Genomic DNA, 26,909 nt, shown 5'->3' on the forward strand with positions numbered 1-26,909 from the left:
GTGGGGATTCCTGGGCTTGCCGTACAGAAAAATCACTGGGACAGGCGGGTGCGGGCCGCGGCGGCGCGGTGGTCGGCGGCGGGGAAGGCGGTCGCGACGCGTTCCAGGATCTGGAAGTCCGTCCGCCCGTTGGAAGTCTGCGCGTACGTCCACAGGTCGTCCGGCGACCCGTGCATCAGCAGGCGCGCCCGCACCTGCACCTCCAGCTCGTCCCGCTCCCGCCGGATCTCCGGCGACTCCGACCTGGGCAGCAACGGCCCGGGATAGCCGCGCGCCAGATCGGCAGCCGACCCAGCCGTCAGCAACCGCCGCAGCTCCAGGAAGTCCGCCTCCACAGGCACGGTCAGCCGGTACGGCTTGGCCGCGATCGCCCCGCCGAGCTGCGCGCGCAACCGGTGGATCTCCGCCCGGATCGTCACCGGATTCCCATGATCCCCGTACAGGTGGAAGGAGAGCTGCTCGGCGGTGAGCCCCGGCGGGTTCAGCGCCAGCAGCGCGAGGATCTCCGCGTGCCGCAACGACAGCTGCACCCGCAGATCCCCGTACTGCCCGGCAGGCTGGTCGTTGCCCAGCAGCGTGAGCCGCAGCGAGGCGAGCTCACCCCCGGTCGGGCGCAGCAGGAACCCCTCCAGGAACGGCTCCAGCAATCCGGCCCGCCCGTCGGGCAGCGCGACCAGATCGCCGGTGCCGGGAAGCGGGATGCGGGCGCCGAGGATCCCGCCGGGGTCGCCGGCGATGACCCGCCCCGTGGCGGTGATCAGCGCGCCGGGCCGGTTCCTGAGCTGGTCGTAGCCGCGCCGCAGCCGCTCGTCCCGCTCGTGCATGCGGAGTGCGAGCTGCGTCTCCGCCAGCCTCGCCGCGGCGCCGACGAGGGCGACGGTCGCCGGGTGGAGCGTGGGTGAGGTGCCGCTGATGTCGATGCAGCCGAGCACCGCGTCGGTGTCCGGGTCGATGATGGGCGCGCCGCTGCACGACCAGATGTGCAGGACCCTGACCAGGTGTTCCTCGGAGTAGACGTGCACCGGCCTGCGGGTGGCGAGCGCGGTGCCGATGCCGTTGGTGCCCACGGAGAGCTCGGACCACTGGAAGCCGTCGGACAGCCCGACCCGGTCGGCCGCGCACATCATGGCGTGGTTGCCGTCGCGCCACAGGATGCGTCCCAGGGCGTCGGTGACGATCATGATGTGCGCCGTCTCGTCGGCCACCTGGCGCAGCGTGTCCGCCAGCATCGGAAGTAACGGACGCAGGGGATGAGCGCCCCTGATGTCGCTCATCCGCGACAGGTCGTACACGAGCGGCGCCGAGCGGGTCTCCGGGTCGATGCCCGCCTCCATGGACCGCCGCCACGAGGCGGAGATGAGCCGGCGGGGGCCGTCCGGCCAGGCCTGGCTCTCGTGGGCCACGCGAAGCCGGCGCGAGTACGCCTGCAGGCTTGCGTCACTCATCGGCCACTCCAAGTAGTCGCGCTTTAAGCCGAAGCATCGGCGCTTCCCGTGCGCCGCGCAAGCGGTTCGGGGGATTGCGTAGGGTGATTGAATGCTCGCAACGTGTGTGCAACGTTGGCTTGGCTAGTTTCTGGGCCACACGCCGGCGTGGTGCGGCCGCTCCGGCCGGCGTGCGTGGCCGGGTCCCGGACGCTGGAGGGGGGCCGGGACCCGGCCAATAAGCACGACCAAGCGCAACACCTGCTCGTGCCAGTACAGGATGGCGCCCAAACACCGTAGGCTCGGGTCAGTCACGGACGCGGAGCCAACGAGGAGCGCACGACGGTGAACCCAGGGGACATCAACCTGCAGCAGATGCTGGAGCAGGCCCAGCTCATGCAGCAGCAGTTCGCGATCGCCCAGCAGGAGCTCAACGACGCGCAGATCGAGGGCTCGGCCGGGGGCGGCGTGGTGGTGGCCGTCGTCAACGGCGCCGGTGAGCTGCTCGAGCTGAAGATCGATCCGAGCGTCATCGACGCCGACGACCCGCAGGACACGGCCGACACGGTCGCCGATCTGGTCATCGCGGCGGTACGCGACGCCGTACGCGCGGCAGCCGACCTCCAGCAGGAGAAGCTCGGCCCGCTGGCCCAGGGGCTCGGGGGCGGCGGCCTCGGGCAGCTGCCCGGGTTCTAGGCCATGTACGAGGGGGTCGTCCAGAACCTGATCGACGAGCTGGGCATGCTGCCGGGCGTCGGTCCCAAGAGCGCGCAACGGATCGCCTTCCACCTGCTCGCGGCCGATCCCGTTGACGTCAAACGGCTGGCGCACGCCCTGCTCGAGGTGAAGGAGAAGGTCCGCTTCTGCCGCACCTGCGGCAACGTGGCGGCCGAGGAGGAGTGCCGCATCTGCCGCGATCCGCGCCGCGACCTGCACGTCATCTGCGTGGTCGAGGAGTCGAAGGACGTCGTGGCGATCGAGAAGACGCGTGAGTTCCGCGGCACCTACCACGTGCTGGGCGGCGCGATCAGCCCGATCGACGGCATCGGCCCCGACGACCTGCGGATCAGGGAGCTCATGACCCGCCTGGCCGACGGCAGGGTGACCGAGCTCATCCTGGCCACCGACCCCAATCTCGAGGGGGAGGCGACGGCCACCTATCTCGCCCGGCTCGTGAAGCCGATGGGCATCAAAGTGACACGACTGGCCAGCGGTCTGCCTGTGGGCGGTGATCTCGAGTACGCCGACGAGGTGACCTTGGGCCGCGCGTTCGAAGGACGGAGACTGCTGGATGTCTGACCAGTGGAGCGTTCTCGCCGAAGAGATCGCCGGGCACGCGCAGAACTATGTGGACGGCCTGACCAGGGTCGCCCAGGGTGAGGCAGGCGACGCCATCTGGTCGCTGCTGCTGGTGGAGGTCGCCCAGGTCAGCCTGGCCGGGGCGCAGCTCGGCGCCAGCCAGGACGTGATCCTGTCCGGCAACTGGGAACCGCCCCTGAGCGAGGACCCGGACATCGACAGCGTCCGTACGGCTCTCGCCGAGCGGCTCGGCCCCGTCGACGACTACGCCGAGGTGTTCGACCCCTACAAGGACACAGCGGTCACGGCGTACCGCCTGTCCGACGACCTCACCGCGGTCGCCGCCGACCTCATCCACGGGCTGCGCCACTACGACGCCGGCCGCCCGCACGAGGCCCTGTGGTGGTGGCAATACTCCTACTTCAACACCTGGGGCAACCACGCGGGCGCCGCGATGCGCGCCCTCCAGGCGCTGGCCGCGCACACGCGGCTGGACGTCGCGGAAGAGGCGCTGTCCACATAGCGAACACCCCACGGGCAGCATGAGACCTCGCCAGTAGACTGACAGCTCAATGTCCAAACTGGGAGAGATCTCGTGGCGCTCGTTGTGCAAAAGTACGGTGGTTCGTCCGTCGCCGACGCGTCCTGCATCAAGCGGGTCGCGCAGCGGATCGTCGCGACGAAAAAAGCCGGCAACGAGGTCGTCGTGATCGTCTCCGCCATGGGCGACACCACGGACGAGCTGCTCGACCTGGCCCAGCAGGTGTCGCCGCTGCCCCCGGGGCGCGAGCTCGACATGCTGCTGACCTCCGGTGAGCGCATCTCGATGGCGCTGCTGGCGATGGCGATCGCCAACCTCGGTCACGAGGCGCGCTCGTTCACCGGTTCGCAGGCGGGTGTGATCACCGACTCGACCCACGGCAAGGCGCGCATCATCGACGTGACGCCGAGCCGCATCCGCGAGGCGCTCGACCTCGGTCACATCGCGATCGTGGCCGGGTTCCAGGGCGTCTCGCAGGACACGAAGGACATCACCACGCTGGGCCGCGGCGGTTCCGACACGACGGCGGTGGCGCTCGCCGCCGCCCTCGAGGCCGACGTGTGCGAGATCTACACCGACGTCGACGGCATCTACACCGCCGATCCGCGCATCGTGCCCAAGGCGCAGCAGATCCCCAGGATCTCCTACGAGGAGATGATGGAGATGGCCGCCTGCGGCGCGAAGATCCTGCATCTGCGCTGCGTCGAGTACGCTCGCCGGTTCAACCTCCCGATCCATGTGCGCAGCTCGTTCAGCACCAAAGAGGGCACGTGGGTTGTGTCCGACCCTTACACCGAAGGAACTGAGATGGAGCAGCCGATCATCTCCGGCGTCGCGCACGACCGGAGCGAGGCCAAGATCACCGTTGTCGGGGTGCCCGACAAGGTCGGCGAGGCTGCCACGATCTTCAAAACGCTGGCCGACGCCGAGATCAACATCGACATGATCGTGCAGAACGTCTCGGCCGCGGCGACGGGTCGTACCGACATCTCGTTCACGCTGCCCTCCACCGACAGCTCCACGGCCCTGGCCGCGCTCAAGCGCATCCAGGACCGGGTCGGCTTCGAGTCGATGCAGTACGACGACCAGATCGGCAAGATCTCACTGATCGGCGCGGGGATGCGCTCGCACCCCGGCGTCACGGCGACGTTCTTCGCCGCCCTCGCCGACGCGGGGGTCAACATCGAGATGATCTCCACGTCGGAGATCCGCATCTCGGTGATCGTCGGACAGGACGGTGTGGACGCGGCCGTGGCCGCCGCCCACCGCGCGTTCGACCTCGACTCTGACCAGGTTGAAGCTGTGGTGTACGGAGGATCAGGACGATGAGCAAGCCCACTCTCGCTCTTGTCGGAGCTACCGGTGCCGTGGGCACCGTCATGCGCGACATCATCTCCAACCGCGAGGACATCTACGGCGAGATCCGTCTCGTCGCCTCGGCGCGCAGCGCCGGCAAGGTGCTCCAGGTGCGCGACGAGGACGTCGTGGTGCAGGCGCTGACCCCCGAGGTCTTCGACGGCGTCGACATCGCCATCTTCGACGTGCCCGACGAGGTCTCGGCCGAGTGGGTGCCGATCGCGGCCGCCCGCGGTCCGATCGTCATCGACAAGTCCGGCACGTTCCGCATGGACCCCGACGTGCCGCTGGTGGTGCCCGAGGTCAACCCGGAGGACGCGCGCAACCGGCCGCGCAACATCATCTCCACCCCCAACTGCACGACGCTGTCGATGATGGCGGCGATCGGCGCGCTGCACTCCGAGTACGTGCTCAAGGAGCTCGTGGTCGCCTCCTACCAGGCGGTCTCCGGCGCGGGCGTGGTCGGGCCCGAGCGGCTGTACGACGAGATCGAGGCGCTGGCGGGTGACCGTACGATCGGCCAGACGGCCGGTGACGTGCGTAAGGCGCTGGCCAACAAGCTCGAGGGCGAGTCGCCGTTCCCGGCGCCGATCGCGTTCAACGTGGTGCCGTGGGCGGGGTCGCTCAAGGACGGCGGCTGGGCGTCCGAGGAGCTGAAGCTGCGCAACGAGTCGCGCAAGATCCTCGGCATCGCCGACCTGAAGGTGTCCGCGACCTGCGTGCGGGTGCCGGTCGTGACCACGCACTCGCTGGCCGTGCACGCGCGGTTCGAGCGCGAGATCACGGTGGCGGACGCGCACCGGGTGCTGGAGGCGGCGCCGACGGTTGTGGTGATGGACGACCCGGCCAACGACGTGTGGCCGACCCCGGCGGACGTCGTGGGCACCGACCCGACGTACATCGGGCGGATCAGGCAGGCGCTCGACTTCCCGAACACGCTCGACCTGTTCGTGTGCGGCGACAACCTCCGCAAGGGCGCCGCACTGAACGCGGCGGAGATCGCGGAGCTCATCGCGGCAGAGTTCTGAGAGGTACGGCGGAGCCTCGGCTCCGCCGTACACCCTCAGCGGAACAGGATGTCCCAGTGGTCGATCTCGTCGGCGAAGACGGTGCCGTCCGGTGACTTGTAGAGGGCGGCGCCGTCGCGCCTGACGCCCCTGTATGGATATCTGCCGGTGATGAACCGGTCCACGCAGGCGTTGTGTGTGATGTCCAGCTTGTAGCCGTGCTGGTGGCTGTAGAAGCCCGGCGCGTGCCCGGCCTCAGTGCCGCCCGTCACCATGACAGGGCAGCCGCTGGCCCGCTTCAAAGCGATCACCTCGTTCAGTGTCGCCGACCGTACGGCCTCCAGAGATGTGCAGAAGGCCAGGCGGCGGTCGGTGCAGCGGCCCGATGACTTCCATCGGAGTCCGGCGTCGACCAGTTTGTTGACCGCGTAGGTGTGTGAGACGCGGACCGACTGTCTCGGTCGTGCGCGGGCCAGGACGGGCTTGGCCGTGGTGGCCAGGGTCGTCGCGTACCAGCGCGCTGTCTTGATCACTTCCTCGAGCTCATAGGTGCGCACGATCGGCGGTGGTGCTTCGGAGACGCCCCTGTCTGACGTGACGGGAGCGGCCGAGGCGGCCGATGCCAGCGCGATGATGGAGATTTCTACGCCGAGTAGCGCGGCTACCAGGAGTCGCACTGATCCACGTATCCACATGTTTGTGCCTTCTCGCGGAATAGCCCTCCCGCCAGAAACATCAATCCCACCGTTCACACCAATCGACCCCTGTCACGAGTCGATCTTTGCCCTGTGGCGGTGATCACCGTGAAGCTTCATGACCTAACGCGGCGCCACGCCGTAAAGTGACGAGCGTGTCCGAACCCCGAAACCGAGGATCGGAGAGCACCCGAGAGGTCATCGTCGAGACGGCCTTGCGACTTTTCCGGGAACGCGGCTTCGACGCGACGACGATGCGCGCCATCGCGTCCGAGGCCGGGGTCTCCGTGGGCAACGCCTACTACTACTTCGCCTCGAAGGAAGCTTTGATCCAGGCGTACTACGACCGCGCCCAGACCGAGCACGAGCAGGCCTGCCGCGACCTGCTCGCCACGGAGCGCTCCTTCGCCGCCCGGCTGGGCGGGGTGCTGCGGGAGTGGGTACGCGTCTCCGAGCCGTACCACGAGTTCGCGGTGAAGTTCTTCAAGCACGCGGCCGAGCCGACGAACCCGCTGAGCCCGTTCAGCGCCCAGTCGGCCCCGGCCCGCGAGGCGTCGATCGCGATCTACCGCCAGGTGGTCGAGGGGTCGCGCGACCGCATGGACGCGGACCTGCGCGAGGAACTGCCGGAACTGCTCTGGCTGATGTCGATGGGCATCGTGCTGTTCTGGGTGCACGACACCTCCCCGGGGTGCGAGCGGACCTACCGGCTCATCGACGTGTCGGTGCCGCTGGTCGACCGGCTCGTCGGCCTGTCGCATCTGCCGGGTTTACGGGGGATCGCCAAAGACTTCATCGCGGCGGTCCACGAGCTACGGGCTTGAGGCGATTACGCTCAGTAGTTATGGTTTTGCTCGCGGTGTTCATCGCTGTCGCCGTCCTTCTGATCGCGCTGGTGGTGCTCAGGCGCAGGGGCAAGGAGGACGAGGACTACGCCTCCAGCGCGCTCGACTTCTCGCTGAACCTCGCGCTGGCCGTCTACCTCCTGGTGCTCGCCTACGCCGCCGTCCTCGCCTACGACGCGATAGGGGCGGCGGAGACCGACTCGGTGGCGGAGTCAGAGAGCCTGACCGAGCTCTACTGGGCGGTCGCCGCGATCCCCGAGGCGGACCCGATCAGGGCGCAGATCCGGGAGTACACCAACCAGTCGATCAACCTGGACTGGCCGCTGATGTCCCAGGGCGAGCTGTCGCCGGTGCCCAGCGAGACGCTCGACACGATCAGGACCGAGCTGATCAAGCTGCGCCCGGCCGACGACGCGGGCAAGGAGGCGCGCAGCGAAGCGCTGTCCAAGGTGGCCGACGTGACCCACGCGCGCGCCCTGCGCGCCGACGACGCGGGCACCTCGCTGGACCCGACGTTCCTGATCTGCATGATCCTGTCGGGCATCGTGGTGATCGTGCTGCCGTGGATGGCGGCGGCCAAGCCGACGTTCGCCTCCATGGTCAGCGACATCGTGCGGGTGTGCGTGGTCGTGGGCGGCGTGATGATCATCCTGCTGATCAAGGGGCCCTACTCGGGGGCGAGCGCGGTGGAGCCCGAGGCGTTCGAGGTGGCGCAGAAGCAGTACGACGTCATCGATCGCCAGCTGCCCGCCTAGAGCTGGAGCCGGACCGCCTGGCCGCCCCCGTCCGGCGGCCGAGCGAGGAGAGGGTCGCGACCGTGACGACGCCGGTGAACACGACGACCACGGCCTTCTTGCGGTCCATGCCTTCCCTGCGCTGGTCGAAGCTCTGGACCACGCTGTCCTCCCCGACGGCCCCAGAGCGGTCGTAGGAGCCCTGGGCGACATGTGGGGGTACGCGGGGTTCCTGACGCTTGTCCGGTACGGCAGGCGCCACCTGAGCCGTGTTGCCCCGGCCGGGCTGCCCCGCAGCGGACCGCCCGTCGCCGGACCGCCCAGGCTGCCCCGGCTGCCCCGGGGACCCGGGCTGCCCGGGTTGTCCTGGCTGCCCCGGGGACCCCGGCTGTCCCGGCTGGCCTGAGCCGCCGTTCCCCGGCTTCCCCGACCCGGACTTGCCGCCGCTCTTCTTGCCCGGCTGCTGTTGCTGGGCGGGCTTGGCCGGCTTCTGCGAGGCGGGCTTCTCCGCTGAAGGCTTGTCGGAGGGTTTGTCCGAAGGTTTGTCCGAGGGGCTGTCCGACGGCTGGCTGGGGGACGGCGCAGGGGTGAGGCTGGCGAGCGGAGAAGGGCTCCTGGTGGGGGTCGGCGTCGTCTTGGGCGGCACCGGGCAGCCGGAGGCCGGGTCGACCTGGAAGTTGGGCACCCCCGGGCAGGAGACCATCGCGGCGGGCGTGAACAGCGGAGCCGGGCAGGCCGTCTGCTCGCTGGCGAAGACGGTGGCGAACCCCGGGCACGGCCGGGGCGCCGCGAGGGTGGGCAGCCCGACCCCGATCAGCGGATGGTTCCCTTCCTCGTACACCGCGCCGACGTCGATGCACAGCGGCAGGTCGAGCGAGAGCAGCGGCGAGCCCGCCTGCGCGCTGTCCGGACGGCACGTCGGCTGCGGGTCGCGTGAAGCTGCCGCGACGGCCATGGCGGCGGCGAACGGCATGGCCACTCCCGCCGTCAACACCGCGATCGCCAGCAGCCGACTTGGTCTCACTGTGCTTGTTCTAGCACGTCAGACCGGTTGATCCGGAGAAGCGACACGACATACCGTCTGGTTGGTATGGTCAGGGCGTTGACGGGCACCCCGGGAATCGGGGCAAACTACAGCAGGAGGTCCGCGATGACCCAGAACTGGGGTATGACGATCCCCTTCTACGACCGTTCGCTGGCCGACTCCAAGGAGCTGATCGCGGAGCTGCCCGCACTCGGCTACACCGACGTCTGGTCGGCCGAGGTCAACGGCGTCGACGGTTTCGTCCCCCTGGCGATGGCCGCGGAATGGGCCCCCGGCGTACGGCTGGGCAGCGCCATCGTGCCGGTCTCCACCCGCGGACCAGGCCTGCTGGCGATGTCGGCCGCCACGATCGCCGACCTCGCGCCAGGACGGTTCACCCTCGGTATCGGCTCCTCCTCGCCGGCCATCGTCGAGCGCTGGAACGCCGTGGAGTTCGCCAAGCCCTACGCGCGCACCCGCGACACCCTGCGCTTCCTCAGGAAGGCGCTGGCGGGGGAGAAGGTGTCGGAGAAGTACGAGACCTTCGAGATCAAGGGCTTCAAGCTCGAACGGGCGCCGAAGACCCCGCCGAAGATCGTCCTGGCCGCGCTCCGCCCGCGCATGCTCCACCTGGCGGCCGAGGAGGCGGACGGCGCGATCACCAACTGGCTCTCGCCCGAGGACGTGCGCCAGGTGCGCGCCGAGATCGGACCGGACACCGAGCTCATCGCCCGGCTGTTCGTCTGCGTGAGCGAGGACGCCGACAAGGTGCGCGAACTGGCCAGGTGGATGCTGGCCGCCTACCTGACGGTGCCCGCCTACGCCGCCTTCCACGACTGGCTGGGGCGCGAGGAGATCCTGCGCCCGCTGCACGAGTCGTGGGCGGCCGGGGACAGGCAGACGGCGCTCAAGTCGATCCCCGACGAGGTCGTGGACGCGCTCGTGGTGCACGGCAGCGCCGAGCAGTGCAGGGCGCGGATCCAGCAATACGTCGACAACGGTCTCGACACGCCCGTCCTCGCGCCGATCCCCGGTGGCGAGGTGCCGATCACTCAGGTGGTGCGCGACCTGGCGCCCCGGTAAGGAGTCGTATGGACGAGGTGCTCGCGCTGGACGCCGTGGGGCAGGCGCAGGCCGTACGTGAGGGCAAGGTCTCGGTCAGGGAGCTGGTCGCGGCGGCCATCGCGAAGATCGAGGCCAACGACGGCGAGATCAACGCCGTCGTGCACCGCAGGTTCGAGCGGGCGCTGGCCGAGAAGCCTGCCGACGGGCCCTTTCACGGCGTGCCGATCCTGCTCAAGGACCTCGGGTGGGTGCAGGAGGGCGAGCCGTACAACGCGGGATCGCGCACGCTCGACGGCGTCCGGATCGCGGCCGACTCCTACAGCGTGGCCAGGCTCAGGGCAGCCGGATTCGTGGTGCTCGGCAGGACGAACACCCCCGAGTTCGGGACCACGATCACCACCGAGCCCGCCGCCTTCGGCCCGACGCGCAACCCCTACGACCTGGAGTACTCGGCCGGCGGCTCCAGCGGCGGGTCAGCCGCGGCCGTGGCGTCCGGGATGGTCGCGATCGCCACGGCGAGCGACGGCGGCGGCTCGATCCGCATCCCGGCGAGCATGTGCGGCCTGGTCGGGCTCAAGCCGACCAAGGGCCGCTCCAGCTACGGACCGGCGGGCGGCGAGGGCTGGAACGGGTTCTCGTGCGCGGGCTTCGTCAGCAGGACGGTGCGCGACACAGCCGCAGCCCTCGACCTCATCTCCGGCTACCGGCCGGGCGACCCCTACGACGCCCCCGCGCTGCCGAGGCCGCTCGCCGAGGAGGTCGGCGCCGACCCAGGACGGCTGCGCATCGGCTACGTGGCCGTGCATCCGCGCCCGGACGTGCCAGAGGAGCGCGAGCTCAGCGCGGCCGTCGCCGACGCTGCCGTGCTTCTCGAACGGCTCGGCCACCAGGTGGAGGCCGGTTGCCCCGGCGCGCTCGGCGACCCGGCCTTCCCCGAGCACTTCGGCGCGGTCGTGGCCAACAACCTGGCAGCTGAGGTGGAGAGCGTCGGCAGGTGGCGCGGCAAGCCGGTCGAGCTGGAGGAGCTGGAGCCGCGCAACCAGGCCATGGCCAAGGCGGGCCGGGGGCAGACGGCGGTCGACCAGATCCTGGCGATCCAGTGGATGGACGGCTTCAGGCGGCGCATGGCCGAGTGGTGGACCTCGGGCTACGACCTGCTGCTCGCGCCGACGCTCGGCATCGGGCCGTTCCCGCTCGGCTACATCACGCCGGACGACCTGAGCACGGCGTTCGGGCGCACAGGACCGGCCGTGGCCTACACCTCGCCGTTCAACGCCACCGGCCAGCCGTCGATCTCGCTGCCGCTGCACAGGACGGCGGCCGGGCTGCCCGTCGGGGTGCAACTGGTGGCGGCGTTCGGCAGGGAGGACCTGCTCATCAGGATCGCCGCGCAGGTCGAGGCTGCCGCGCCGTTCCAGCATGGCGCGATGCGTTAGGGAACCTGGTCGCCGGGTAATGCGTTATATCGTGACGTGACCAAGTGAAGGGGCTCTCACGATGGCGAAGGCAGTTCGTGCCTGGCGTACCTACCGCGATGTGAGCAAAGCGGGAACGCCCGGCCTCATGGCGAGGGTCCGGGCGATTCCGCGAATGATCGGTGCCGTGATGCGCGGCGAATATGCGGGGATGGGCAAGAGCAAGCTCGCCCTGCTGGGGCTCGGCGTCGTCTACATCCTGTCGCCGATCGACATCATCCCCGACTTCTTGCTCATCGTCGGTGTGGCCGACGACTTCGGTGTCTTCCTGTGGCTGCTCGGCTCGCTGCTCGGGGAGAGCGGACGGTACGTCGACTGGGAGCGTTCCGTGATCAGGGGGCGGGTCGAGCCGCCGCGATAGCGCGTGCCCGCTTCTCGCCGCGCTGGCCGTACCAGGCCGACCAGGCCCCGATCAGGGCGATCGTGCCCCAGAGCAGCACCTGGGACAGCGTGGCCATGATGTCGGTGGAGAGCAGGTAGATCAGCGGGATGCGGATCAGCGACTCGGCGAGCAGCCCGCCGGCGGCCACCAGCGTCATGACCAGGTAGACGCGGCGGAAGCTCGGCTCGGCCGCGTAGAGCTTGTCCCAGTCCTTGGCCTGCTCGGGGCTGTCGGCGCCGAAGCGCTTGACGATGGAGAAGGCGGCTGGCTTCCCCGCGATGACCGTGCCGATGAGCACGGCCGCCAGGATGGCGGTGGTGATGGACTTGGTGGCCATGAGGAACTTCTCGTCGCCGGTGGCGAAGGAGAGGGCCAGGCCGACGCCGAAGACGACCACCATGGTGGCGGCGAAGCCGTCCAGCTTGCGCTGGCTGACCGCGACCCAGACCACGCGCAGGAGGCCGACGGCGGTCGCCGCGGTCATCGCGCCGTACTCGTGGACGCCTAAGGCGCGGCAGATGTAGTACGTGGCGAGCACGGGGACGATGTCCCACAGGATGACGTTGATCATGGACTTGTTCACAGGGTCTCCTCGAGCCAGTCGCCGATGCGGGCCATGGCCAGTCGCTGGGCGCCCGACTGGCAGTGGGCGTCACCGCCTTCTTCCGCGGTGAAGGAAAGGTAGGTCTTGGGGCAGGTCAGGTGGTCGTAGAGCTGCTCGGGCTGGCCGGCGAAGAAGAGGTCGCCCTCGGCGGCGCAGACGAGTGTGGGGCAGGTGATCCGCTCGGCGACGCCGTCGCGGACGTTGTAGTCGAGCAGCGCCGAGGCGTACTCGCGCGGCGTCGGCACACCCATCGCCCACATGCCGTGGGTGCAGGCCCAGCGCATGGCGGGGTCGCCGGCCATCAGCTGCTCGAACACCGCGTCGACCTCGGGTGAGGCCAGCATGGTCCTGGCGAGGTCGAGGTCGCCGCCGAACGCCTCGGTGACCTTCGCGCCCATGTCGTAGACGCCGTCGAGGGCGACGACCGCCTTGATCCTGGGCTCGAACGCGGCCGCTCTGGGCGCCAGGACGCCGCCCATGCTGTTGCCGAGCAGGGCGACCCGCTCGTGACCCAACCAGTCGAGGACCGGGCCGACGACGTTCTCCCAGTCGGGCCTGAAGGCCAGCCCCTGCAGGTGCCGCGGGCCTGGCTGGCCGGGTCCGTCGAAGGTCAGGACGTTGAAGCCGCGCTCGTGCATGGCCGCAGCGCCGAAGAAGTGCATCTCCTCCGCGCTGCCGTCGAAGCCGTTGTGCATGACGACCGTGCGCTCGGCGCCCGCGTCGTAGTAGTAGCCGGGGAGGGTGGTGCCCTCGTACGGGATCTCCACCTGGGCCAGCTCGGGGAGCGCCTTCCTGAAGCACTCCACGCCGCGCTGGTAGACCGCGGTGTCGTGGATGAAGAACTCGGCCGTCCTGTAGTAGTTGGCGGCGCGCAGGTAGGCGTCACGCGCGCTCACGCCGTGCGTGGCCTGCGACTCCACCCGCTCGGCCAGGGCCAGCCACTCGTCGTACCAGCTCTGGTAGTCGCCCTCGACGATGCGCTTCGCCGTCGCCAGGACCTCGCCGAAGTCGGCGCCGCCGTAGGTGATGTGGCCGAAGGAACGAAGGGTCTCGTACCAGAACGTGTGGTCCTTCTCGAAAAGCATGTCGACCTCCTTAATGCGAGTATCTTCGCATCAAGGTTGCGCCAAATGCAAGAGTCTTCGCGTTAAGATGGAGAAGTGACAGCACAACGCCCGGGCGGTCGCTCGGCCAGGATCCGCACAGCCGTCCATGACGCCGCCGTCGAGCTGCTCCAGGAGGCGGACTGGGACGCGCTGAGCATCGCCCAGGTCGCCGAGCGGTCTGGGGTGCACCAGGCCACGATCTACCGGCGGTGGGGGACGTTGACCGGGCTCCTGGATGACGTGGTGAGCGAGCGGCTCATCCGCTCCTCGCCGGTGCCGGACACCGGGACGTTGCGCGGGGATCTCGACGCGTATGCGACGCGGGCGGCGCTCGACGTCGCCGGGCCGCTCGGCACCGTCTTCCTGCGTGGCGCGCTGGTGGGGTCACGCAGTGCGGAGGACCAGATCTACCTGATGGAACGCGGGGTGGACCTGCAGACCATGCTCGACAGGGCGGGGGAGCGCGGGGAGAACCCGCCCACGCTGCTGGAGCTCATGGAGGTGGTGCTCGCGCCGATCTACTTCCACGCGATCTTCTTCGGCGTGCCGATGGGGGTCGAGCAGGCCAAATCCCTAGTCGACCGCCTGCAGGCCCTCAGGCCGCCGCACCCTGGGAGCGGCCAGGACCCATCCCCCTGAGCTCTGCCTCTACAAGCTCTCCATGCGCAGCCAGGCGCGTGAGGGGAGGGGGTGGCCGAAGAGGCGGGCGGCGTTGCCGTACGCGACTCTGGCGATGTCGGCCGGTGGCAGGGCGCCGAGGTTGCGTGCGACGGACTTCTGGGTGTCCGGCCACGTCGAGTCGGAGTGCGGGTAGCCGCTCTCCTGGAGCACGTGGTCGAGACCTACGGCCAGCCGTACGCCTGAGAGGGCCTGGTCGTCCAGCGTGCCGAAGAAGAAGTTGCGGCGCAGCACCTCGCTGGGCTTGAGGCCGCCGTCCCACTGGGCCTCGCCCGCGACAGGGTGGTCCAGGGCGTAGTCAGCGCGCTCGGCGAGCATGGGGAGCCAGCCGACGCCGCCCTCCACGATGAGCACGCGCAGCGAGGGGAAGCGCAGCGGGATGCCCGACCACAGCCAGTCGGCGCAGGCGAACATCGCGCTCGTCGGCATCAGCGTGGTGATCGCCTCGATGGGCGTGTCCGGCGAGGGCACGGGGGACCAGCTCGACGAGCCGGTGTGCAGGCAGATGACCGTGCCGGTCTCCTCGCAGGCGGCGAGGAACGGGTCCCAGTGGCCCGTGTGGATGGACGGCAGGCGCAACCTGGTGGGGAACTCGGGGAACACGACGGCCTTGAAACCGCGCGCCGCGTTGGCCCTGATCTCCTTGGCCGCGACGTCGGGATCGGGCAGCCACGGGAGCTGCAGGCCGATGATGCGCTCGGGGTAGGTGCCCGCCCAGACGTCGATGTGCCAGTCGTTCCACGCCTTGACCAGGGCGAGACCCAGCTCCTGGTCGCGGGTGCGTGCGAACGGCATGCCCGCCTGGCCGGCCAGCATGCCGGGGAAGCAGAGTGCGGCCCAGATGCCGGCGAGGTCCATGTCCTCGATGCGCGCCTCGATGTCGTGGCAGCCGGGGCGCATGTGCTCGAACCTGACCGGGTCGAGCGTCCACTGCTCGCGGGGCAGGCCGGCGCCCACGTCGAGACCGGCGCAGGGGTAGGTGGCTCCGCCGTACCGCCAGACCTGGTGACCTGCCTCGGTCTCCACGACCTTGGGCGCCATGTCGGCATATTTCTCCGGCAGGCGGCCCTCGAAGAGATCGGGGGGCTCGATCAGGTGATCGTCGGCGGAGATGATCACGTAGTCGCGCCGCCTCGGTTCTGGATCGGGGAGCAGCGGCGTAGTCACGCAGGTAACCGTACGACGGGTGCCTTACCTCGAACAAGCTGTGTCTTGACCCGGGATCGTCGGTGAGGGGGGAAAGGCCGACGATCCCGGGCAAAGGGGGCCCGTATCGTGAGGGTGCTGCTGGTCAACGAACCCCGGCCGCTCACTACCCACGACATTTCGGATCAGTCACTCAAAAGCGACAACTTCAGTCGCTCGACGGTCTCCGCGTCGATGCCCAGGGTCTTCGCGCAGTAATCCTCGACGGAGCCGTGCCTGGCGGCCATGTCGGCGAGGAACAACGTCATCGCCTCCGCGGGGGCGGCGCCGAAACCGGGCCACATCTTGACGTCCTGGTGCCGGGTCTTCCAGTCGGCGACGAACTTCTCGTAGGCCAGGCCGGTCAGGGCGTAGTCCTCGACGATGACGTCTTCCGGCACGCCGACCAGGGTGAGGATCATCGCGATGAGCAGCCCCGTGCGGTCCTTGCCCGCCGCGCAGTGCACGACGACGGGCGCGTTGTCGGCGTCGGCGACGGTCGTGACGGCCTGGCGGAGATGGTCGATGCCGTCCTCGGTGACCTCGAGGTAGCGGTCGGCCAGGAACCTGCCCACGCCCGTCTTCTCGTCGAAGTCGGCGATGTTCCAGGGGCGGCCCTCGACGGGGAGGTTGAGGTAGGACATCCCCTCGGCGTGGGGAGCGCGGCCGCGCTTCTCGACCTCGGCGGGGTGGCGCAGGTCGATGACCGTACGGATCTTCAACGCGTGGAAGGCGTCGATGTCGTCGCCGGTGAGCCAGTGGGGGGAGTCGGAGCGGTAGAGCCGCTGCCACTGGACGGTCCTGCCATCTTTGGCGGCATATCCGCCTACATCGCGAAAATTGTGGATATTTGCAAATTTAATGTGGCGGGTCACTCGCTCAGCCTAGCCAGGCCGGGATAGTCGGCCACCAGCCCGTCCTTGGTGAACACCAGGTCGGCGCGGAAGCCCTCGCTCTCGTAGCGGACCACGCCCGGGTCGAGATGGGTGTAGCGCTGGGGGTTGCGCTCGACCGACAGGTGCGGCACGCGGACCCAGGCCATCACGAGGTCCACCTGCCCGGGGTTCTCGTGCAGCCCGTGACGCAGGACGGGCATCGTGTTGGTGAGCGGGGACAGGCCGAGGTCGCAGTCTTCCCCCGCCTCCACCTCGCCGCCCGGCGGCGGGCCGTCCAGGTCGCCCTCGCCCGCGCCGTCGCACGTCCACGTGCCGTCGGGGGCGCGGCGCAGGTCGAGGCTGCGCCACCAGCCCAGGCCCTCCGCTCTGACGGTCAGGACCTCGGTCACGTACGTCGGTGACGTGCGTAGCCAGTATTCGAGGCGATAGGGCACGGGATCCGACCCGATGGCCGCGCCGCTCGCCGACAGGCCGCCGTCGAGGGCGACCTCACAGTATTCCGCTCCACCGTCCTTGACCCACACCAGGCTGCGCACCAAGTGGAGATCCCCGTGTGCGCGGGGTTTACGCGTCCGCAGGGACTTTGCCCTCGGCCCCGTCTTTGTCCGCCTGCCTGCGGTCGGCGACCTCGCGGCGGATCAGCAGGAGCCAGCCGCCGATCGCCACGCCGATGAACAGCCACCACTGGATGCCGTAGGCGAAGTTGAGCCCGCCACCCGACCCCACGTCGGGCTCGGGGACCGGCGCGGGGGCCGGGTCGGCCTTCGGCTGCTGCTCGGTCAGCTCCACGAAACCGCCCACGAGCTGGTACGGCAGGCCCTTGCCGATCTTGTCGGCGTTGATGAGCAGGACCTGGCCCGCCGGGGCGCCGGCGCGGTCCTTGATGCCGCTGGTCGCCTCGGTCTCGCTCGGCCGCAGCCGTCCTGTCACCGTGACCTGACCGGACGGCGGAGCCGGGACCTCGGGCAGCGTGTCCGCTGTCGCGCCCGCCTTGACCCAGCCGCGGTTCACCAGGACCGCCTGGCCCTGGGTGGTCACCAGCGGGGTCAGGACGTAGAAGCCCAGCTGGCCGTCCTGGGGGCGCCTGCGTACCAGGAGGGCGTGGGCGGGGTCGTAGGTGCCTTGGGCGGTGACGGTGCGGAACCTGTCGGCCTGCCGTACTGGCTGGGCGGGGGTTGCGAGGTCGGCGAGGGGGACGGGTTGGGCGTCGAGGTTCTGGGAGATCTGGGTGCTGCTGGAGGACCGCTCCTCGAACCGGCCGAACTGCCACCGCCCCAGGAAGACGAAGGCAGGGATGACGAGCAGCACCACGACGTGGAGCGCCACCCATCGGGGCGTCAGGAGGAACCGGTACACCCCTCAAGGGTAGGCACCCCACCCACCGCTCCCTCCACCAGCCACGACTCTCTTCCGGAGAAACGCCCAGAACCCTTCGGAGAGGAGACCCTCCCATCTCTGCTCTTCTCTTCCTGTGAGGGGGGTTTGTGCGGGAGGCCATTCTTTTAGGAGCTCTTAGGAGGGCAACCCTGGCGGGCGGGGCGGAAGCCGTACGGAATGACCGGATTTTGGAGCGAAACAACGGTCGGTCGCGTACGGTCGAGGGACTGTCCGATGACCCCCTCAGGAGCAGTACGCGTCCATGACGATGGTTGACGCGCCGCCCGCGGTGCCGGAGTTCACGATGCCACGGCTGGGTCAGCTGCTCAGGCACGCGGCTCCACGGGTGCTCGACAGCATGATCCTCCCCGTCGCCGTCTTCTACGTCGGGTTCATGGCCGGTGGCCTGGTGTGGGGGATCGGTTGTGCGGTCGCCTGGGTCTATGGCGGCGTGGGCTGGCGGCTGCTCACCAAGAGGGAGGTGCCGGGCGCGCTGTTCCTCGCCGCGATGAGCGTGGCCGTACGCGCCGTCCTCGGGCTCGCGTCGGGCAGCGCCGTGATCTTCTTCCTGCAGCCCACCCTGGGCGTCCTCTGCGTGAGCGTGGCGTTCCTGGGATCGGCCACCCTGCGCCGGCCGCTGGCGCAGCGGGTGACGACCGACCTCGTCCCCCTCCCCGACCATGTCGTGAAAAATCCGGTAATGGGGCGGTTCTTTCGGCGCCAATCCGTCATGTGGGGCGGCGTGCAGTTCTGCAACTTCGCCTTCAGCCTCTGGATGCTGTTCAGCCAGCCCCTCCAGACCTACCTCGTCGTCCGCACCGCAGCCGTAGCCGTCCTGCTCACCGGCGCCGGCCTGGCCGCGCTGATCGACTTCCGCAGGAGCCTACGCGCTCTTCAGCCGGGCGCCTGACCCCGCCCGCGGGGTGATCTCGCGGGGCCCGCCCACCTCGTGGCCGTCGGCGCACCGCAGGTGCTGCTCGATCGGCGCACCGCAGTCCCGGTGGGTCAGGACCACCGGCGGCCCCTCGGGGTCGGCCATGTAGCGGTCGCCCCAGTGCATGAGCGACACGAGCAGCGGATAGAGATCGCGCCCCTTGTCGGTCAGCCGGTACTCGTCGCGCTGCCGCTGGCCGGGCTCGCGGTAGGGCACCTTGCGCAGCAGCCCCTCGTCCACCAGCCGCGCCAGCCGGGCGCTGAGCACCTGGCGCGGGGCTCCGGTCATCGTCTGCATGTCCGCGAACCGGCGCACGCCGTTGAACGCCTCGCGCAGGACCAGGAAGGTCCACTTCTCGCCGACGATCGCCAGGGTGCGCTCGATCGAGCAGTTGTCCACCCGGAAACCCACGTTCATAACTCGCATCTTATGCCGGAATTCATCTGAGTCTAGTTGACAGACTCAGGCCGGTCGGAGAATGCTGAGTCCATGATGGGAACCCAGATCCGCCCCGCGCGTTCACAAGACGAAGAGCGGCTCAAGCGCTTCCTGGCCGGTCTGTCCCTGCAGACGCAGATCCTGCGGTTCTTCACCGGCGTGAGCGCCCAGCGTTCCAGCCTGATCAAGGCGCTGCTGGCCATGGACGAGCGGCACGACGCGCTGGTCGCCACGCTCGACGACGAGATCGTCGGGCACGCGATGAGCTACATGGGGGCGCACGCCGACGTGGAGATCGCGATCGTCGTCGCCGACCCCTGGCAGGGGTGCGGGGTCGGCCAGCGGCTGATCGACACCCTGCTCTGGCGGGCCGCGATCCGGGGCGCGACGACCGTGGGCATGGACGTCCTGGGCGAGAACAGAAAAGTGCTCTCCCTGATCCGCAAAGCCTTCCCTGACGCGAAAATGACGGTCTCTTCCGGCTCGGTCGAGGTGACCGCTATGATCCAACAGGCAGCGGTATTTGCGGAACAAGGTTCTGTTGGCTCACCATTGACCCTGTGAAGAGTGTCAAGAACGGACGCGACGGCCGCACCCGCATCATCGAGGGCGCCCTGCGCCGCTTCAGCCAGGACGGGGTGTCGGCCACCACGCTGGCCAGCCTCCGCGAGGAGAGCGGGGTCAGCGTCGGCAGTTTCTACCACCACTTCGCCAGCAAGGAACACGTCTTCGGCGTGCTCTACGCCGAGATCCTCGCCGCCTACCAGGCGGCGTTCGTCGCGGAGCTGGTCAGTCACGACGACGCCAGGGCGGGCATCGAGGCAGTGGTGGCCTTCCACATGCGGTGGGCCGGTGAGCACCCGGAGCGCGCGCGGCTGCTGATCAGCGAGCGCCCGCCGCGCAAGACCGAGCCCGGCGGCTCGGAGGTGGCCGAGGCCAGGCGCTCCTTCTTCCGCCAGGTCGCCGACTGGTGGAAGCCGCACATGAAGAACGGCCTGCTCCAGCCCGTCCACGCGACCATGTGCTACGTCCTGTGGCTCGGTCCCGCACAGGAGATGTGCCGCCTCTGGTTCGCCGGAGCGCACCAGCCCACCGAGGAAGAGATCAAGGGTCTCGGCGAGGCCGCGTGGCAGAGCTTGCGCCAACAGAACAGGGAGCAATGATCCAGCCACACTCTGTGGTGTTATTGTCGCGATTGTGAGACGACCTCGGGCGCTCGTCCTGACCGCCTTGCCGCAGAGCGCGCTCGCCCGCCTGGGCGAGGTCGCCGACGTGTGCGAGGTGGAGGATCGGCCGAGCCTGGGGTTCGGCGACGACCAGCTCGCCGACCTGATCATCGAGACCGGCGCGACCGTGCTGGTCATCTCCAACGACGAGGTGCGCAGGTCCGTCCTGGCCCTCCCGCTCGACGTGGTGGCCTGCATGGGCGCGCCCACCACCGTCGACCTGCCGCTCGCCGCGGCGAACGGCGTGCCCGTCCTCTACGCCACCGACCGCGACTCCGACGCCGTGGCCGAGCTCACGCTGGCGCTGCTGTTCTCCGTCAGCAGGCACATCGTCACAGCCGACAGGGAGGTACGGCGGGGCCGGGTCTACCGCGGCGGGGTACCGCCGGCCGAACGGCACCGCGGCATGCGTCTGTCCGGACGCACCTTCGGCATCGTCGGCCTGGGCCGCGTGGGAAGGGCGGTGCGCTGGCGGTGCGAAGGGCTCGGCATGCGGGTGATCGCCTGTGATCCGTACGTCTCCGGGGCCACGCACAGCCTGCAGCAACTCCTCGCCGAGGCCGACGTGGTCTCCCTGCACGTGCCGCTGACCGCCGAGACCAGAGGGTTCATCGGCGACACCGAGTTCTCGCTCATGCGCAGGGACGCGATCTACCTCAACACCTCGCGCGGCGAGCTGCACGACCTGTCCGCCCTGGTCGACGCGTTGCGCTGGGGGCAGCTCGGCGGCGCGGGGCTGGATCACTTCGAGGGGGAGTGGCTGGACCCGACGCACCCGCTGGCCAGGCTGCACAACGTGGTGCTGACCCCGCACCTGGGCGAGGCGACGGGCGCGAGCGAGGAGGAGCGGGCGGGGGCGATCGTGGACGACGTGGCCAGGCTGCTGCGCGGCGAGTCGCCCGTCTACGCCTGCGGCGCCGTCACGCCGGTAGGCGGAGCCGCGTAGGCACCCGCCACGAGCCGGCGTCGAGCGAGATGTCCAGGCGGAGGTCCTGGCGCTGCCTGCGCAGGCCGGGCACCCGTACCCGCTGGTCGAACCGGCCGTGGCGCGGGTAGCCGAACCCGAGCTCGCCGGGGAGCACTCGCAGGTCGTCACGGTTGCCGCAGCGCGGGCAGGTCCAGGAGACCAGGTCGAGGCCGCGGTTGTAGTCGGAACACGCGTTGAAGTACTCGTCGGGCTTGAAGCGGGACTCGCAGGCCAGGCAAGGAATCAACATGCCTCCTAGATACCGTGCGCGAGTTGTCCCGCACTTGGAGAACGCTTGGGTATCTCGGTAACAGTATGATTACTGAGGGTTTCGGATCTTAGGATGGGCTTCGTGGAAAGACTGCGCGATCACCTCCTGGAATCCGGCTACACCATCGACGGCGTCCGCGAACGCCTGGGCGACACGGCGGCGGCCGCGCTGTCCCGCGAGGAGCTGGTTCCCGCGCTGCGCGCCACTACCGGCGGCGATCCGCTGGCGGTTCTCATCCGGTTGTTCTGGCTGGGGGCCTCGGTGCCCGAGGTGCCGCCTGCCGTACGGGACTCAGGGCTGGTCTCGCTCGTGGACGGGGCCTACCGCTCGACGGTGCACCTGCAGCCGTGGGAGAGCGATCACTACGTGGTGTCCGACAGGAAGGTGCGTCCTGGCGATCCTGCTTTGCGTACGGACCACGTCGTCGGCGCGGGGGGCGCGTCGGGGAACCTGGCGCAGCTCGTCACCAGGCGTCCTGTGGAGAGCGCGCTCGACCTGGGCACGGGGTGCGGGGTCCAGGCGCTGCACCTCGCCGGGCGCGCCTCCCGGACCGTGGCGACCGACGTCAACCCGCGTGCGGTCGAGCTGGCCGAGCTGAGCTGGCGGCTGTCGGGGGTGCACGGCGTCGAGGGCCGGGTGGGGTCGATGTTCTCGCCGGTTTCCGACGAACGTTTCGACCTGGTCGTGTCCAACCCGCCGTTCGTGATCTCGCCGGGTGGGCGGCTGACGTACCGGGAGTCGGGGGAGGAGGGCGACGGTTTCTGCCGCGAGTTGGTACGGCAGGCCGCGCGGCATCTGAACCCCGGCGGGCAGGCCCATTTCCTCGCCAACTGGATGCACGTCAACGGGGACGACTGGCGTGACCGGGTGGGCGGGTGGCTGGCCGAGACCGGGTGCGACGGGTGGGTGGTGCAGCGGGACGTGCAGGATGTGGCGGAGTACGTCGAGCTGTGGCTGCGCGACGCGGCGGAGCAGGGGACTGCTGCGTACGCCGAGCATTACGACCGGTGGCTGGGCTGGTTCGAGGCGCAGAAGGTGGAGGCTGTCGGCTTCGGGTGGATCACCATGCGGAACAGCGGGTCGCTGGATCCCGTGGTGCGCATCGAGCAGATGACGCAGCAGGTGGAGCTGCCGGTAGGCGATTACGTGGACGACGTGCTGGACGCGATCGCGGTGGCCCACCGGACGTTGGACCTGGACTCGGCCCGTTTGGTGCTGGTCGACGGTGTGCTGGACGAGCGCATCGGTTTGCCTGGGGCAGAGGACCCATCCCGCATCGTGTTGCGCCAGACCCGCGGCCTCCGCCGGAGCGCCGACGTGGGGACGGTCGAGGCGGCGCTGGCAGGCGTCTGCGACGGCGAACTGGCGGTGGGCCCGTTGCTGAACGTGATCGCCGAACTGGTCGGCGGCGACCGCGTCCACGCCGACCAACTCCGCCCCCTGATAGCCGAGGGCTACTTCACCCTCGCCTAACCCCACCCACATCCACCCCGCCCCCCATCCACTCCTCCCACCCGCCTGCCCGCCCTCCGCCCACCCGCCCTCCCGCCCCTGGTCCTGCTGTGGCTGGCGACCTCTGGCAGTTTGTGCGAACTTGCACACGCGCGAGCTTGAACGGCCTTGCGGGGGTCGTCAAGGGCGCGACGCTGACTGAGGATCGCCACCGGTTTCCGCCCACGCCGGAGGGAGCTTCCTAAGGCACGTATGGACCCCGAGCAGGCTGCACAGGAAAGACGGACCACTGCCACCGGGACCCAGTTGCATCCAGCGCGACGTCAGTGCACTTACGGACCGGCACCCGCGCGGTCGGAAACTGCCAGAGGTCGCTAGCCACAGCGGGACCAAGGGCGGGCGGGTGGGTGGGCGGAGGGCGGGAAGGCGGGGTGGGGGTGGGTTGTCAGGATGGTGTTGATTGGGCGTTGATTCGATGTTGACGCCGCCTGTGCACCCTTGGGTTGTGGGCACGGACCTGGGGGGTTCAAAAGGTTCGTGTCAGGTCCGGCCGGTCGTCGATGTGAGGCGGCTAGCCGCCGCGTGGAGCATCCGGATAACCGGGCCCCCTAGCGAAGCGCGGTGGTCAGATGACCGGCCGGACTAACACACCCCTGGCGAAAAGAGACAGCCTTGATCAACCATGTGTGGATGACACGACTGGACGACGAGCTGTACTCAGGGCTTGACGGCGGCGGCAGTGTCGAGGAGAGCCTTGAGGTCACCGGCCTCGGGAGCGCCGAGTCTGCTGAAGATGTCGAAGGCCTGCCGTAGGCAGTCCGCACTGCGGGAGGCGTTGCCCATCCCGTGCAAGGCCTTGCCGAGCACCGTGAGCGACAGGGCCTCGCCGTACGGATGACCGATCTCCCTGCTCACCACCAGCGCCTGCTCCGCGTGCCGTACGGCGTCGGAGAAGCGCGAGGCGGCGATGAACGTCTCGGCCAGCCGCGAGCACACCCGCTGCTCCCACACCCGCTGGTTGCTGGCGCGGAAGAAGGCCAGGCACTCGGCGTGGTGGTGGACCGCCTCGTTGAGACGCCCGACGCGGGAGAGCACGATCCCCAGGTGGTACCGGGCGCGCGCCGTACCGGCCCCGCTGCCGATCTCGGTGAAGATCGCCAGCCCCTTCTCCGCCGCGGCGATGGCGTCCTCGGGACGGCCGAGCCCCAGGTGGTCGCGGGCCGAGTAGCTCAGCACCAACGCCTCCCCGGCCGGCACGCCGTTGTCGCGGTAGTGCGTCATCGCCGCGTCGAACCAGTTGAGCGCCTCGGTGTGCCTGCGCTGCCGCCCCGTGACCACGGCCAGGGCGTTGAGCACCTCGCCCATCACGATGTGGTCCCCGTCTCCGGACAGCTCCAGCACGTGCCTGAACTGCTCCTCGGCCTCCACGAGCTGGTTGGCGCCGAACAGCACGCGGCCGAGCACGTAGCGGGAGCGCAGCTCGCTGGCCCGGTCGCCGATCTTCCGCGCGGTCGCGAGCACCGCCCTGGTGCCCTGGTCGAACTCGCGCGTGTGGGTTCCGGACTCCAGGAGCGGCTCCATCGCCACCAGCAGGTCACCGGCGGGCAGGAGCTGCTCACCGGTGCGCGAGGCGTCGGCCGCCTGGTTGATCGCGGCGAACAACGCGTCGCCCTCGGCGATCAGCCACGCCACCGCGTCGTCGGCCGAGGCGAACGTGCGCCCGCTGCCGACCACGACGAGGTTGTCGGAGATCATGCTGCCCTCGTAGGCCAGCCGGTGCGCCGACTGCGCCGAGGCCAGGTAGAAGCCGAGCAGCCGGCGCAGAGCCATCGTCCGGGCCTGCTGGCGCTCGGTCTTCTCCAGGATGCGCCTGGCGAACAGCTTGAGCAGGTCGTGGAAGCGGTAGCGTCCGGGCGCTGGGGCTTCCAGCAGGCTGGCGTCGACCAGCGACTCCAGCAGGTCCTCCGTCTCGATCGTGGGCATCGACAGCACGGCCGCGGCGGCGCCGATGGAGATGTCTGGCCCGTTGGGCAGCGAGAGCAGGCGGAACGCTCTGGCCTGCGCCGCTTCGAGCTGGCCGTACCCGAGGGCGAAGGTGGCCTCGACGGCGAGGTTGCCGACCCGCATCTCGTCGAGCCGCCGCGCCTCGTCGGCGAGCCTGGGCACGAGCGAGGCGACCGTCCAGGACGGCCGAGCCGCCATCCTGGCCGCCACGATCCGTACGGCCAGCGGCAGGAACCCGCAGGCGGCCACCACGTCCATGGCGGCGGCGCGCTCGGCGGCCACCCGCTCAGGCCCTGCGACGGCGGCGAACAGGGCGAGCGCCTCGTCCGGCTCCATCACGTCGAGGTCGACCAGCCGCGCCGACGGCAGGTCGGCGAGCTTGCCCCTGCTGGTGACGATCGCCGCGCACCCGGCAGACCCGGGCAGCAGCGGCATGACCTGCTCGGCGTCGCGCGCGTTGTCCAGCAGCACGAGGATGCGCCGGTCGGCGAGCAGCGACCGGTAGAGCGCCGACCGCTCGGCCAGCCCCTCGGGGATCACGTCCGGCGGGATGCCGAGCGCCCGCAGGAACGCTCCGAGCGCGGACGCGGGCGCCGTCGGGTCCTCGGTGTAGCCGCGCAGGTCGGCGTAGAGCTGACCGTCGGGGAACAGGTCGTCGCAGGCGTGCGCCACGTGCACGGCCAGGGCCGTCTTGCCCACGCCGCCGATGCCGCAGATCGCCGCGACGGGCACGCCCTCGGAGGAGTTCTGCGCCGACAGCAGCGTGCGCAGCCGTCCGGCGATCTCGCGCCTGCCGGTGAAGTCGTTCACGGCGGCGGGGAGCTGCGCGGGCCGGGGGAGGTCGAGGATGGAGTCGTCGGCCGGCGCCTGCTCCTCCTCCTCGGTGGCGACGGCGGCGGCGGCCAGGCCAGGGTCGGCGGCCAGGATGCGCTGGTGCAGCGCGGCCAGCTCGGGGCCAGGCTCGATGCCGAGCTCGTCGATGAGCGCCTCGCGCGTCTCGGTGAAGACGGCGAGGGCGTCGCCCTGCCTGCCGCACCGGTAGTAGGCGAGCATGAGCTGGGCGCGCAGCTTCTCGCGCAGCGGGTGGTCGGCGGTGAGCGCGATCAGCTCGGAGACGACGGAGGCGTGGTTGCCGAGCTCCAGGTCGATGTCCATGAGCGTCTCGATGGCGGCGATCCGGCGCTCGATGAGCCGGTCGCGCTGGTGCTCGGCGTAGGGGCCGACGGCGCCGGCCAGCGGCTCGCCCTCGCAGAGCGACAGGGCGGCGCGCAGCGTGGCGCCCGCCTGGTGCAGCTTGCCCGCCTTGCGCAGGGTCTCCGCCTCGTGGATGCCGCGCTCGAACAGCGTCAGGTCGAGCGAGCCCTCGGGCAGCCGCAGCGCGTAGCCCCGGCCGACGGAGGTGAGCAGCTCGGGCCGGGAGCGGGCGGGGCGGTCGGGCTCCAGGACGGTACGCAGGCGGGAGACGTAGGTGCGCAGGGCGCCGAGCGCGCGGGGCGGAGCTTCCTCGCCCCAGACCGCGTCGATCATCTCGGTCGGTGTGACCGCCCTGCCCTCGCGCAGCAGCAGCATGCCGAGGATGGATCGTTGCAGGGGGGTTCCCAGATCGAGTTCCCGGCCATCACGCCACGCGCGCACGGGACCGAGCACGGCGAACCGCAGCCCGCTTTCGATGCCCTGACCAGCCATGCCGTCTGTCTCCAGCCCAATGGGATGTTTTGTTACCAAATGATAGATCCTTCGATGCCTAACACATAGGCATAGGACACCTCGTTAACCGAAGTGTTGATTCGCCGTTGATTCGGCTTTGAACGGAAAAAGCCATGCTGGAGATCTGGAGGGCATGGCCCCAATTCACACGGGGGCGGCCATGCACCCCATGAAAAACACCAGGCCCCGCCCTGGGATGTGGGCGGGGCCTTCGCGG

General features: G+C 69.7%; 28 protein-coding genes. 16 read left to right on the forward strand and 12 right to left on the reverse strand.

Annotation, left to right across the window (positions count from 1 at the left end; genetic code table 11):
- Positions 1 to 32: 32 nt before the first annotated feature.
- Complete coding sequence (locus tag ACIBG8_RS45785) at positions 33 to 1,445, reverse strand: GAF domain-containing protein (RefSeq protein WP_397349559.1); 1,413 nt, start codon at positions 1,443 to 1,445, stop codon at positions 33 to 35.
- 324 nt (positions 1,446 to 1,769) lie between these two features.
- Here ACIBG8_RS45785 and ACIBG8_RS45790 point away from each other — a divergent pair, with 324 nt between their 5' ends.
- The 5 genes from ACIBG8_RS45790 to ACIBG8_RS45810 all read left to right on the forward strand — a co-directional run bounded on the left by ACIBG8_RS45790 (position 1,770) and on the right by ACIBG8_RS45810 (position 5,648).
- Entirely contained in the window at positions 1,770 to 2,120 is a 351-nt protein-coding gene (locus ACIBG8_RS45790) for a YbaB/EbfC family nucleoid-associated protein (RefSeq protein ID WP_397349560.1), read from the forward strand.
- Between the two features lie 3 nt (positions 2,121 to 2,123).
- Positions 2,124 to 2,723, forward strand: a complete 600-nt coding sequence (gene recR / locus ACIBG8_RS45795; protein ID WP_397349561.1) for a recombination mediator RecR — start codon at positions 2,124 to 2,126, stop codon at positions 2,721 to 2,723.
- Complete coding sequence (locus tag ACIBG8_RS45800; RefSeq protein WP_397349562.1) at positions 2,716 to 3,246, forward strand: DUF5063 domain-containing protein; 531 nt, start codon at positions 2,716 to 2,718, stop codon at positions 3,244 to 3,246. The genes recR and ACIBG8_RS45800 overlap by 8 nt, the downstream gene beginning before the upstream one ends.
- 72 nt (positions 3,247 to 3,318) lie before the next feature.
- On the forward strand, positions 3,319 to 4,593 hold the full coding sequence (locus ACIBG8_RS45805) for an aspartate kinase (RefSeq protein ID WP_397349563.1): 1,275 nt from the start codon (positions 3,319 to 3,321) through the stop codon (positions 4,591 to 4,593).
- Entirely contained in the window at positions 4,590 to 5,648 is a 1,059-nt protein-coding gene (locus ACIBG8_RS45810) for an aspartate-semialdehyde dehydrogenase (protein ID WP_397349564.1), read from the forward strand. Before ACIBG8_RS45805 ends, ACIBG8_RS45810 begins: the two co-directional genes overlap by 4 nt.
- Positions 5,649 to 5,683: 35 nt before the next feature.
- Here ACIBG8_RS45810 and ACIBG8_RS45815 read toward each other — a convergent pair whose 3' ends face one another.
- A complete protein-coding gene (locus ACIBG8_RS45815; protein ID WP_397349565.1) occupies positions 5,684 to 6,304 on the reverse strand; it encodes a hypothetical protein in 621 nt (206 codons plus the stop codon).
- Positions 6,305 to 6,477: 173 nt separating this feature from the next.
- Here ACIBG8_RS45815 and ACIBG8_RS45820 point away from each other — a divergent pair, with 173 nt between their 5' ends.
- Both ACIBG8_RS45820 and ACIBG8_RS45825 read left to right on the forward strand, forming a co-directional pair.
- Positions 6,478 to 7,146 carry a TetR family transcriptional regulator gene (locus ACIBG8_RS45820; RefSeq protein WP_397349566.1) on the forward strand — a complete coding sequence of 223 codons (669 nt, stop codon included), beginning with the start codon at positions 6,478 to 6,480 and terminating at the stop codon, positions 7,144 to 7,146.
- Between the two features lie 20 nt (positions 7,147 to 7,166).
- Positions 7,167 to 7,922: a hypothetical protein gene (locus tag ACIBG8_RS45825; RefSeq protein ID WP_397349567.1), complete on the forward strand. Its 756-nt coding sequence runs from the start codon at positions 7,167 to 7,169 to the stop codon at positions 7,920 to 7,922.
- Here ACIBG8_RS45825 and ACIBG8_RS45830 read toward each other — a convergent pair.
- On the reverse strand, positions 7,897 to 8,925 hold the full coding sequence (locus ACIBG8_RS45830; protein ID WP_397349568.1) for a hypothetical protein: 1,029 nt from the start codon (positions 8,923 to 8,925) through the stop codon (positions 7,897 to 7,899). The two genes, ACIBG8_RS45825 and ACIBG8_RS45830, sit on opposite strands and share 26 nt — an antisense overlap.
- A 126-nt stretch (positions 8,926 to 9,051) precedes the next feature.
- Between ACIBG8_RS45830 and ACIBG8_RS45835 the strand changes: the two genes are divergently transcribed.
- The 3 genes from ACIBG8_RS45835 (at position 9,052) to ACIBG8_RS45845 (ending at position 11,826) form a co-directional block, all read left to right on the forward strand.
- Positions 9,052 to 10,008, forward strand: coding sequence for an LLM class F420-dependent oxidoreductase (locus tag ACIBG8_RS45835; protein WP_397349569.1), 957 nt, complete (start codon positions 9,052 to 9,054; stop codon positions 10,006 to 10,008).
- An 8-nt stretch (positions 10,009 to 10,016) separates the two neighbouring features.
- The gene (locus ACIBG8_RS45840; RefSeq protein WP_397349570.1) at positions 10,017 to 11,426 is read left to right on the forward strand and encodes an amidase; all 1,410 of its coding nucleotides are present in this window, start codon (positions 10,017 to 10,019) and stop codon (positions 11,424 to 11,426) included.
- 169 nt (positions 11,427 to 11,595) lie between these two features.
- Positions 11,596 to 11,826, forward strand: coding sequence for a YkvA family protein (locus tag ACIBG8_RS45845; RefSeq protein ID WP_397349750.1), 231 nt, complete (start codon positions 11,596 to 11,598; stop codon positions 11,824 to 11,826).
- On the opposite strand, the gene ACIBG8_RS45850 is transcribed toward ACIBG8_RS45845, so the two are convergent.
- Both ACIBG8_RS45850 and ACIBG8_RS45855 read right to left on the reverse strand, forming a co-directional pair.
- Positions 11,798 to 12,430, reverse strand: coding sequence for a VC0807 family protein (locus ACIBG8_RS45850; protein WP_397349571.1), 633 nt, complete (start codon positions 12,428 to 12,430; stop codon positions 11,798 to 11,800). The two genes, ACIBG8_RS45845 and ACIBG8_RS45850, sit on opposite strands and share 29 nt — an antisense overlap.
- Positions 12,427 to 13,536, reverse strand: coding sequence for an alpha/beta hydrolase family protein (locus tag ACIBG8_RS45855; protein WP_397349572.1), 1,110 nt, complete (start codon positions 13,534 to 13,536; stop codon positions 12,427 to 12,429). The genes ACIBG8_RS45850 and ACIBG8_RS45855 overlap by 4 nt, the downstream gene beginning before the upstream one ends.
- A 75-nt stretch (positions 13,537 to 13,611) precedes the next feature.
- Between ACIBG8_RS45855 and ACIBG8_RS45860 the strand changes: the two genes are divergently transcribed.
- Positions 13,612 to 14,196, forward strand: a complete 585-nt coding sequence (locus ACIBG8_RS45860; protein WP_397349573.1) for a TetR/AcrR family transcriptional regulator — start codon at positions 13,612 to 13,614, stop codon at positions 14,194 to 14,196.
- A gap of 9 nt (positions 14,197 to 14,205) precedes the next feature.
- Here the strand turns inward: ACIBG8_RS45860 and ACIBG8_RS45865 are convergent, their stop codons facing one another.
- The 4 genes from ACIBG8_RS45865 to ACIBG8_RS45880 all read right to left on the reverse strand — a co-directional run bounded on the left by ACIBG8_RS45865 (position 14,206) and on the right by ACIBG8_RS45880 (position 17,672).
- Positions 14,206 to 15,402: an amidohydrolase family protein gene (locus tag ACIBG8_RS45865; protein WP_397349574.1), complete on the reverse strand. Its 1,197-nt coding sequence runs from the start codon at positions 15,400 to 15,402 to the stop codon at positions 14,206 to 14,208.
- A 164-nt stretch (positions 15,403 to 15,566) separates the two neighbouring features.
- The gene (locus tag ACIBG8_RS45870; protein ID WP_397349575.1) at positions 15,567 to 16,295 is read right to left on the reverse strand and encodes a tyrosine-protein phosphatase; all 729 of its coding nucleotides are present in this window, start codon (positions 16,293 to 16,295) and stop codon (positions 15,567 to 15,569) included.
- A complete protein-coding gene (locus tag ACIBG8_RS45875) occupies positions 16,292 to 16,852 on the reverse strand; it encodes a putative glycolipid-binding domain-containing protein (RefSeq protein ID WP_397349751.1) in 561 nt (186 codons plus the stop codon). The genes ACIBG8_RS45870 and ACIBG8_RS45875 overlap by 4 nt, the downstream gene beginning before the upstream one ends.
- Before the next feature lie 28 nt (positions 16,853 to 16,880).
- Positions 16,881 to 17,672, reverse strand: a complete 792-nt coding sequence (locus ACIBG8_RS45880) for an SURF1 family protein (protein ID WP_397349576.1) — start codon at positions 17,670 to 17,672, stop codon at positions 16,881 to 16,883.
- 283 nt (positions 17,673 to 17,955) lie between these two features.
- Here ACIBG8_RS45880 and ACIBG8_RS45885 point away from each other — a divergent pair, with 283 nt between their 5' ends.
- Positions 17,956 to 18,603, forward strand: coding sequence for a VC0807 family protein (locus ACIBG8_RS45885; protein WP_397349577.1), 648 nt, complete (start codon positions 17,956 to 17,958; stop codon positions 18,601 to 18,603).
- Here ACIBG8_RS45885 and ACIBG8_RS45890 read toward each other — a convergent pair.
- Positions 18,577 to 19,044, reverse strand: coding sequence for a winged helix-turn-helix transcriptional regulator (locus tag ACIBG8_RS45890; protein WP_397349578.1), 468 nt, complete (start codon positions 19,042 to 19,044; stop codon positions 18,577 to 18,579). The two genes, ACIBG8_RS45885 and ACIBG8_RS45890, sit on opposite strands and share 27 nt — an antisense overlap.
- Before the next feature lie 75 nt (positions 19,045 to 19,119).
- Between ACIBG8_RS45890 and ACIBG8_RS45895 the strand changes: the two genes are divergently transcribed.
- The 3 genes from ACIBG8_RS45895 to ACIBG8_RS45905 are packed head-to-tail and all read left to right on the forward strand — an operon-like array spanning position 19,120 to position 21,237.
- Positions 19,120 to 19,629 (forward strand): GNAT family N-acetyltransferase, encoded by a 510-nt coding sequence (locus ACIBG8_RS45895; RefSeq protein WP_397349579.1) that lies wholly within the window; start codon positions 19,120 to 19,122, stop codon positions 19,627 to 19,629.
- Positions 19,626 to 20,228, forward strand: a complete 603-nt coding sequence (locus tag ACIBG8_RS45900; protein WP_397349580.1) for a TetR/AcrR family transcriptional regulator — start codon at positions 19,626 to 19,628, stop codon at positions 20,226 to 20,228. Before ACIBG8_RS45895 ends, ACIBG8_RS45900 begins: the two co-directional genes overlap by 4 nt.
- A 34-nt stretch (positions 20,229 to 20,262) precedes the next feature.
- Positions 20,263 to 21,237 carry an NAD(P)-dependent oxidoreductase gene (locus ACIBG8_RS45905; RefSeq protein ID WP_397349581.1) on the forward strand — a complete coding sequence of 325 codons (975 nt, stop codon included), beginning with the start codon at positions 20,263 to 20,265 and terminating at the stop codon, positions 21,235 to 21,237.
- On the opposite strand, the gene ACIBG8_RS45910 is transcribed toward ACIBG8_RS45905, so the two are convergent.
- The gene (locus tag ACIBG8_RS45910) at positions 21,212 to 21,508 is read right to left on the reverse strand and encodes a hypothetical protein (RefSeq protein ID WP_397349582.1); all 297 of its coding nucleotides are present in this window, start codon (positions 21,506 to 21,508) and stop codon (positions 21,212 to 21,214) included. The genes ACIBG8_RS45905 and ACIBG8_RS45910 overlap by 26 nt on opposite strands.
- A gap of 72 nt (positions 21,509 to 21,580) precedes the next feature.
- Here ACIBG8_RS45910 and ACIBG8_RS45915 point away from each other — a divergent pair, with 72 nt between their 5' ends.
- Complete coding sequence (locus ACIBG8_RS45915; protein WP_397349752.1) at positions 21,581 to 23,002, forward strand: methyltransferase; 1,422 nt, start codon at positions 21,581 to 21,583, stop codon at positions 23,000 to 23,002.
- Positions 23,003 to 23,698: 696 nt separating this feature from the next.
- Here the strand turns inward: ACIBG8_RS45915 and ACIBG8_RS45920 are convergent.
- Complete coding sequence (locus tag ACIBG8_RS45920; protein WP_397349583.1) at positions 23,699 to 26,671, reverse strand: AfsR/SARP family transcriptional regulator; 2,973 nt, start codon at positions 26,669 to 26,671, stop codon at positions 23,699 to 23,701.
- Between the last annotated feature and the right edge of the window lie 238 nt (positions 26,672 to 26,909).

It is taken from the genome of Nonomuraea sp. NPDC050556 (assembly GCF_044457355.1).
Classification (GTDB): Bacteria; Actinomycetota; Actinomycetes; order Streptosporangiales; family Streptosporangiaceae; genus Nonomuraea.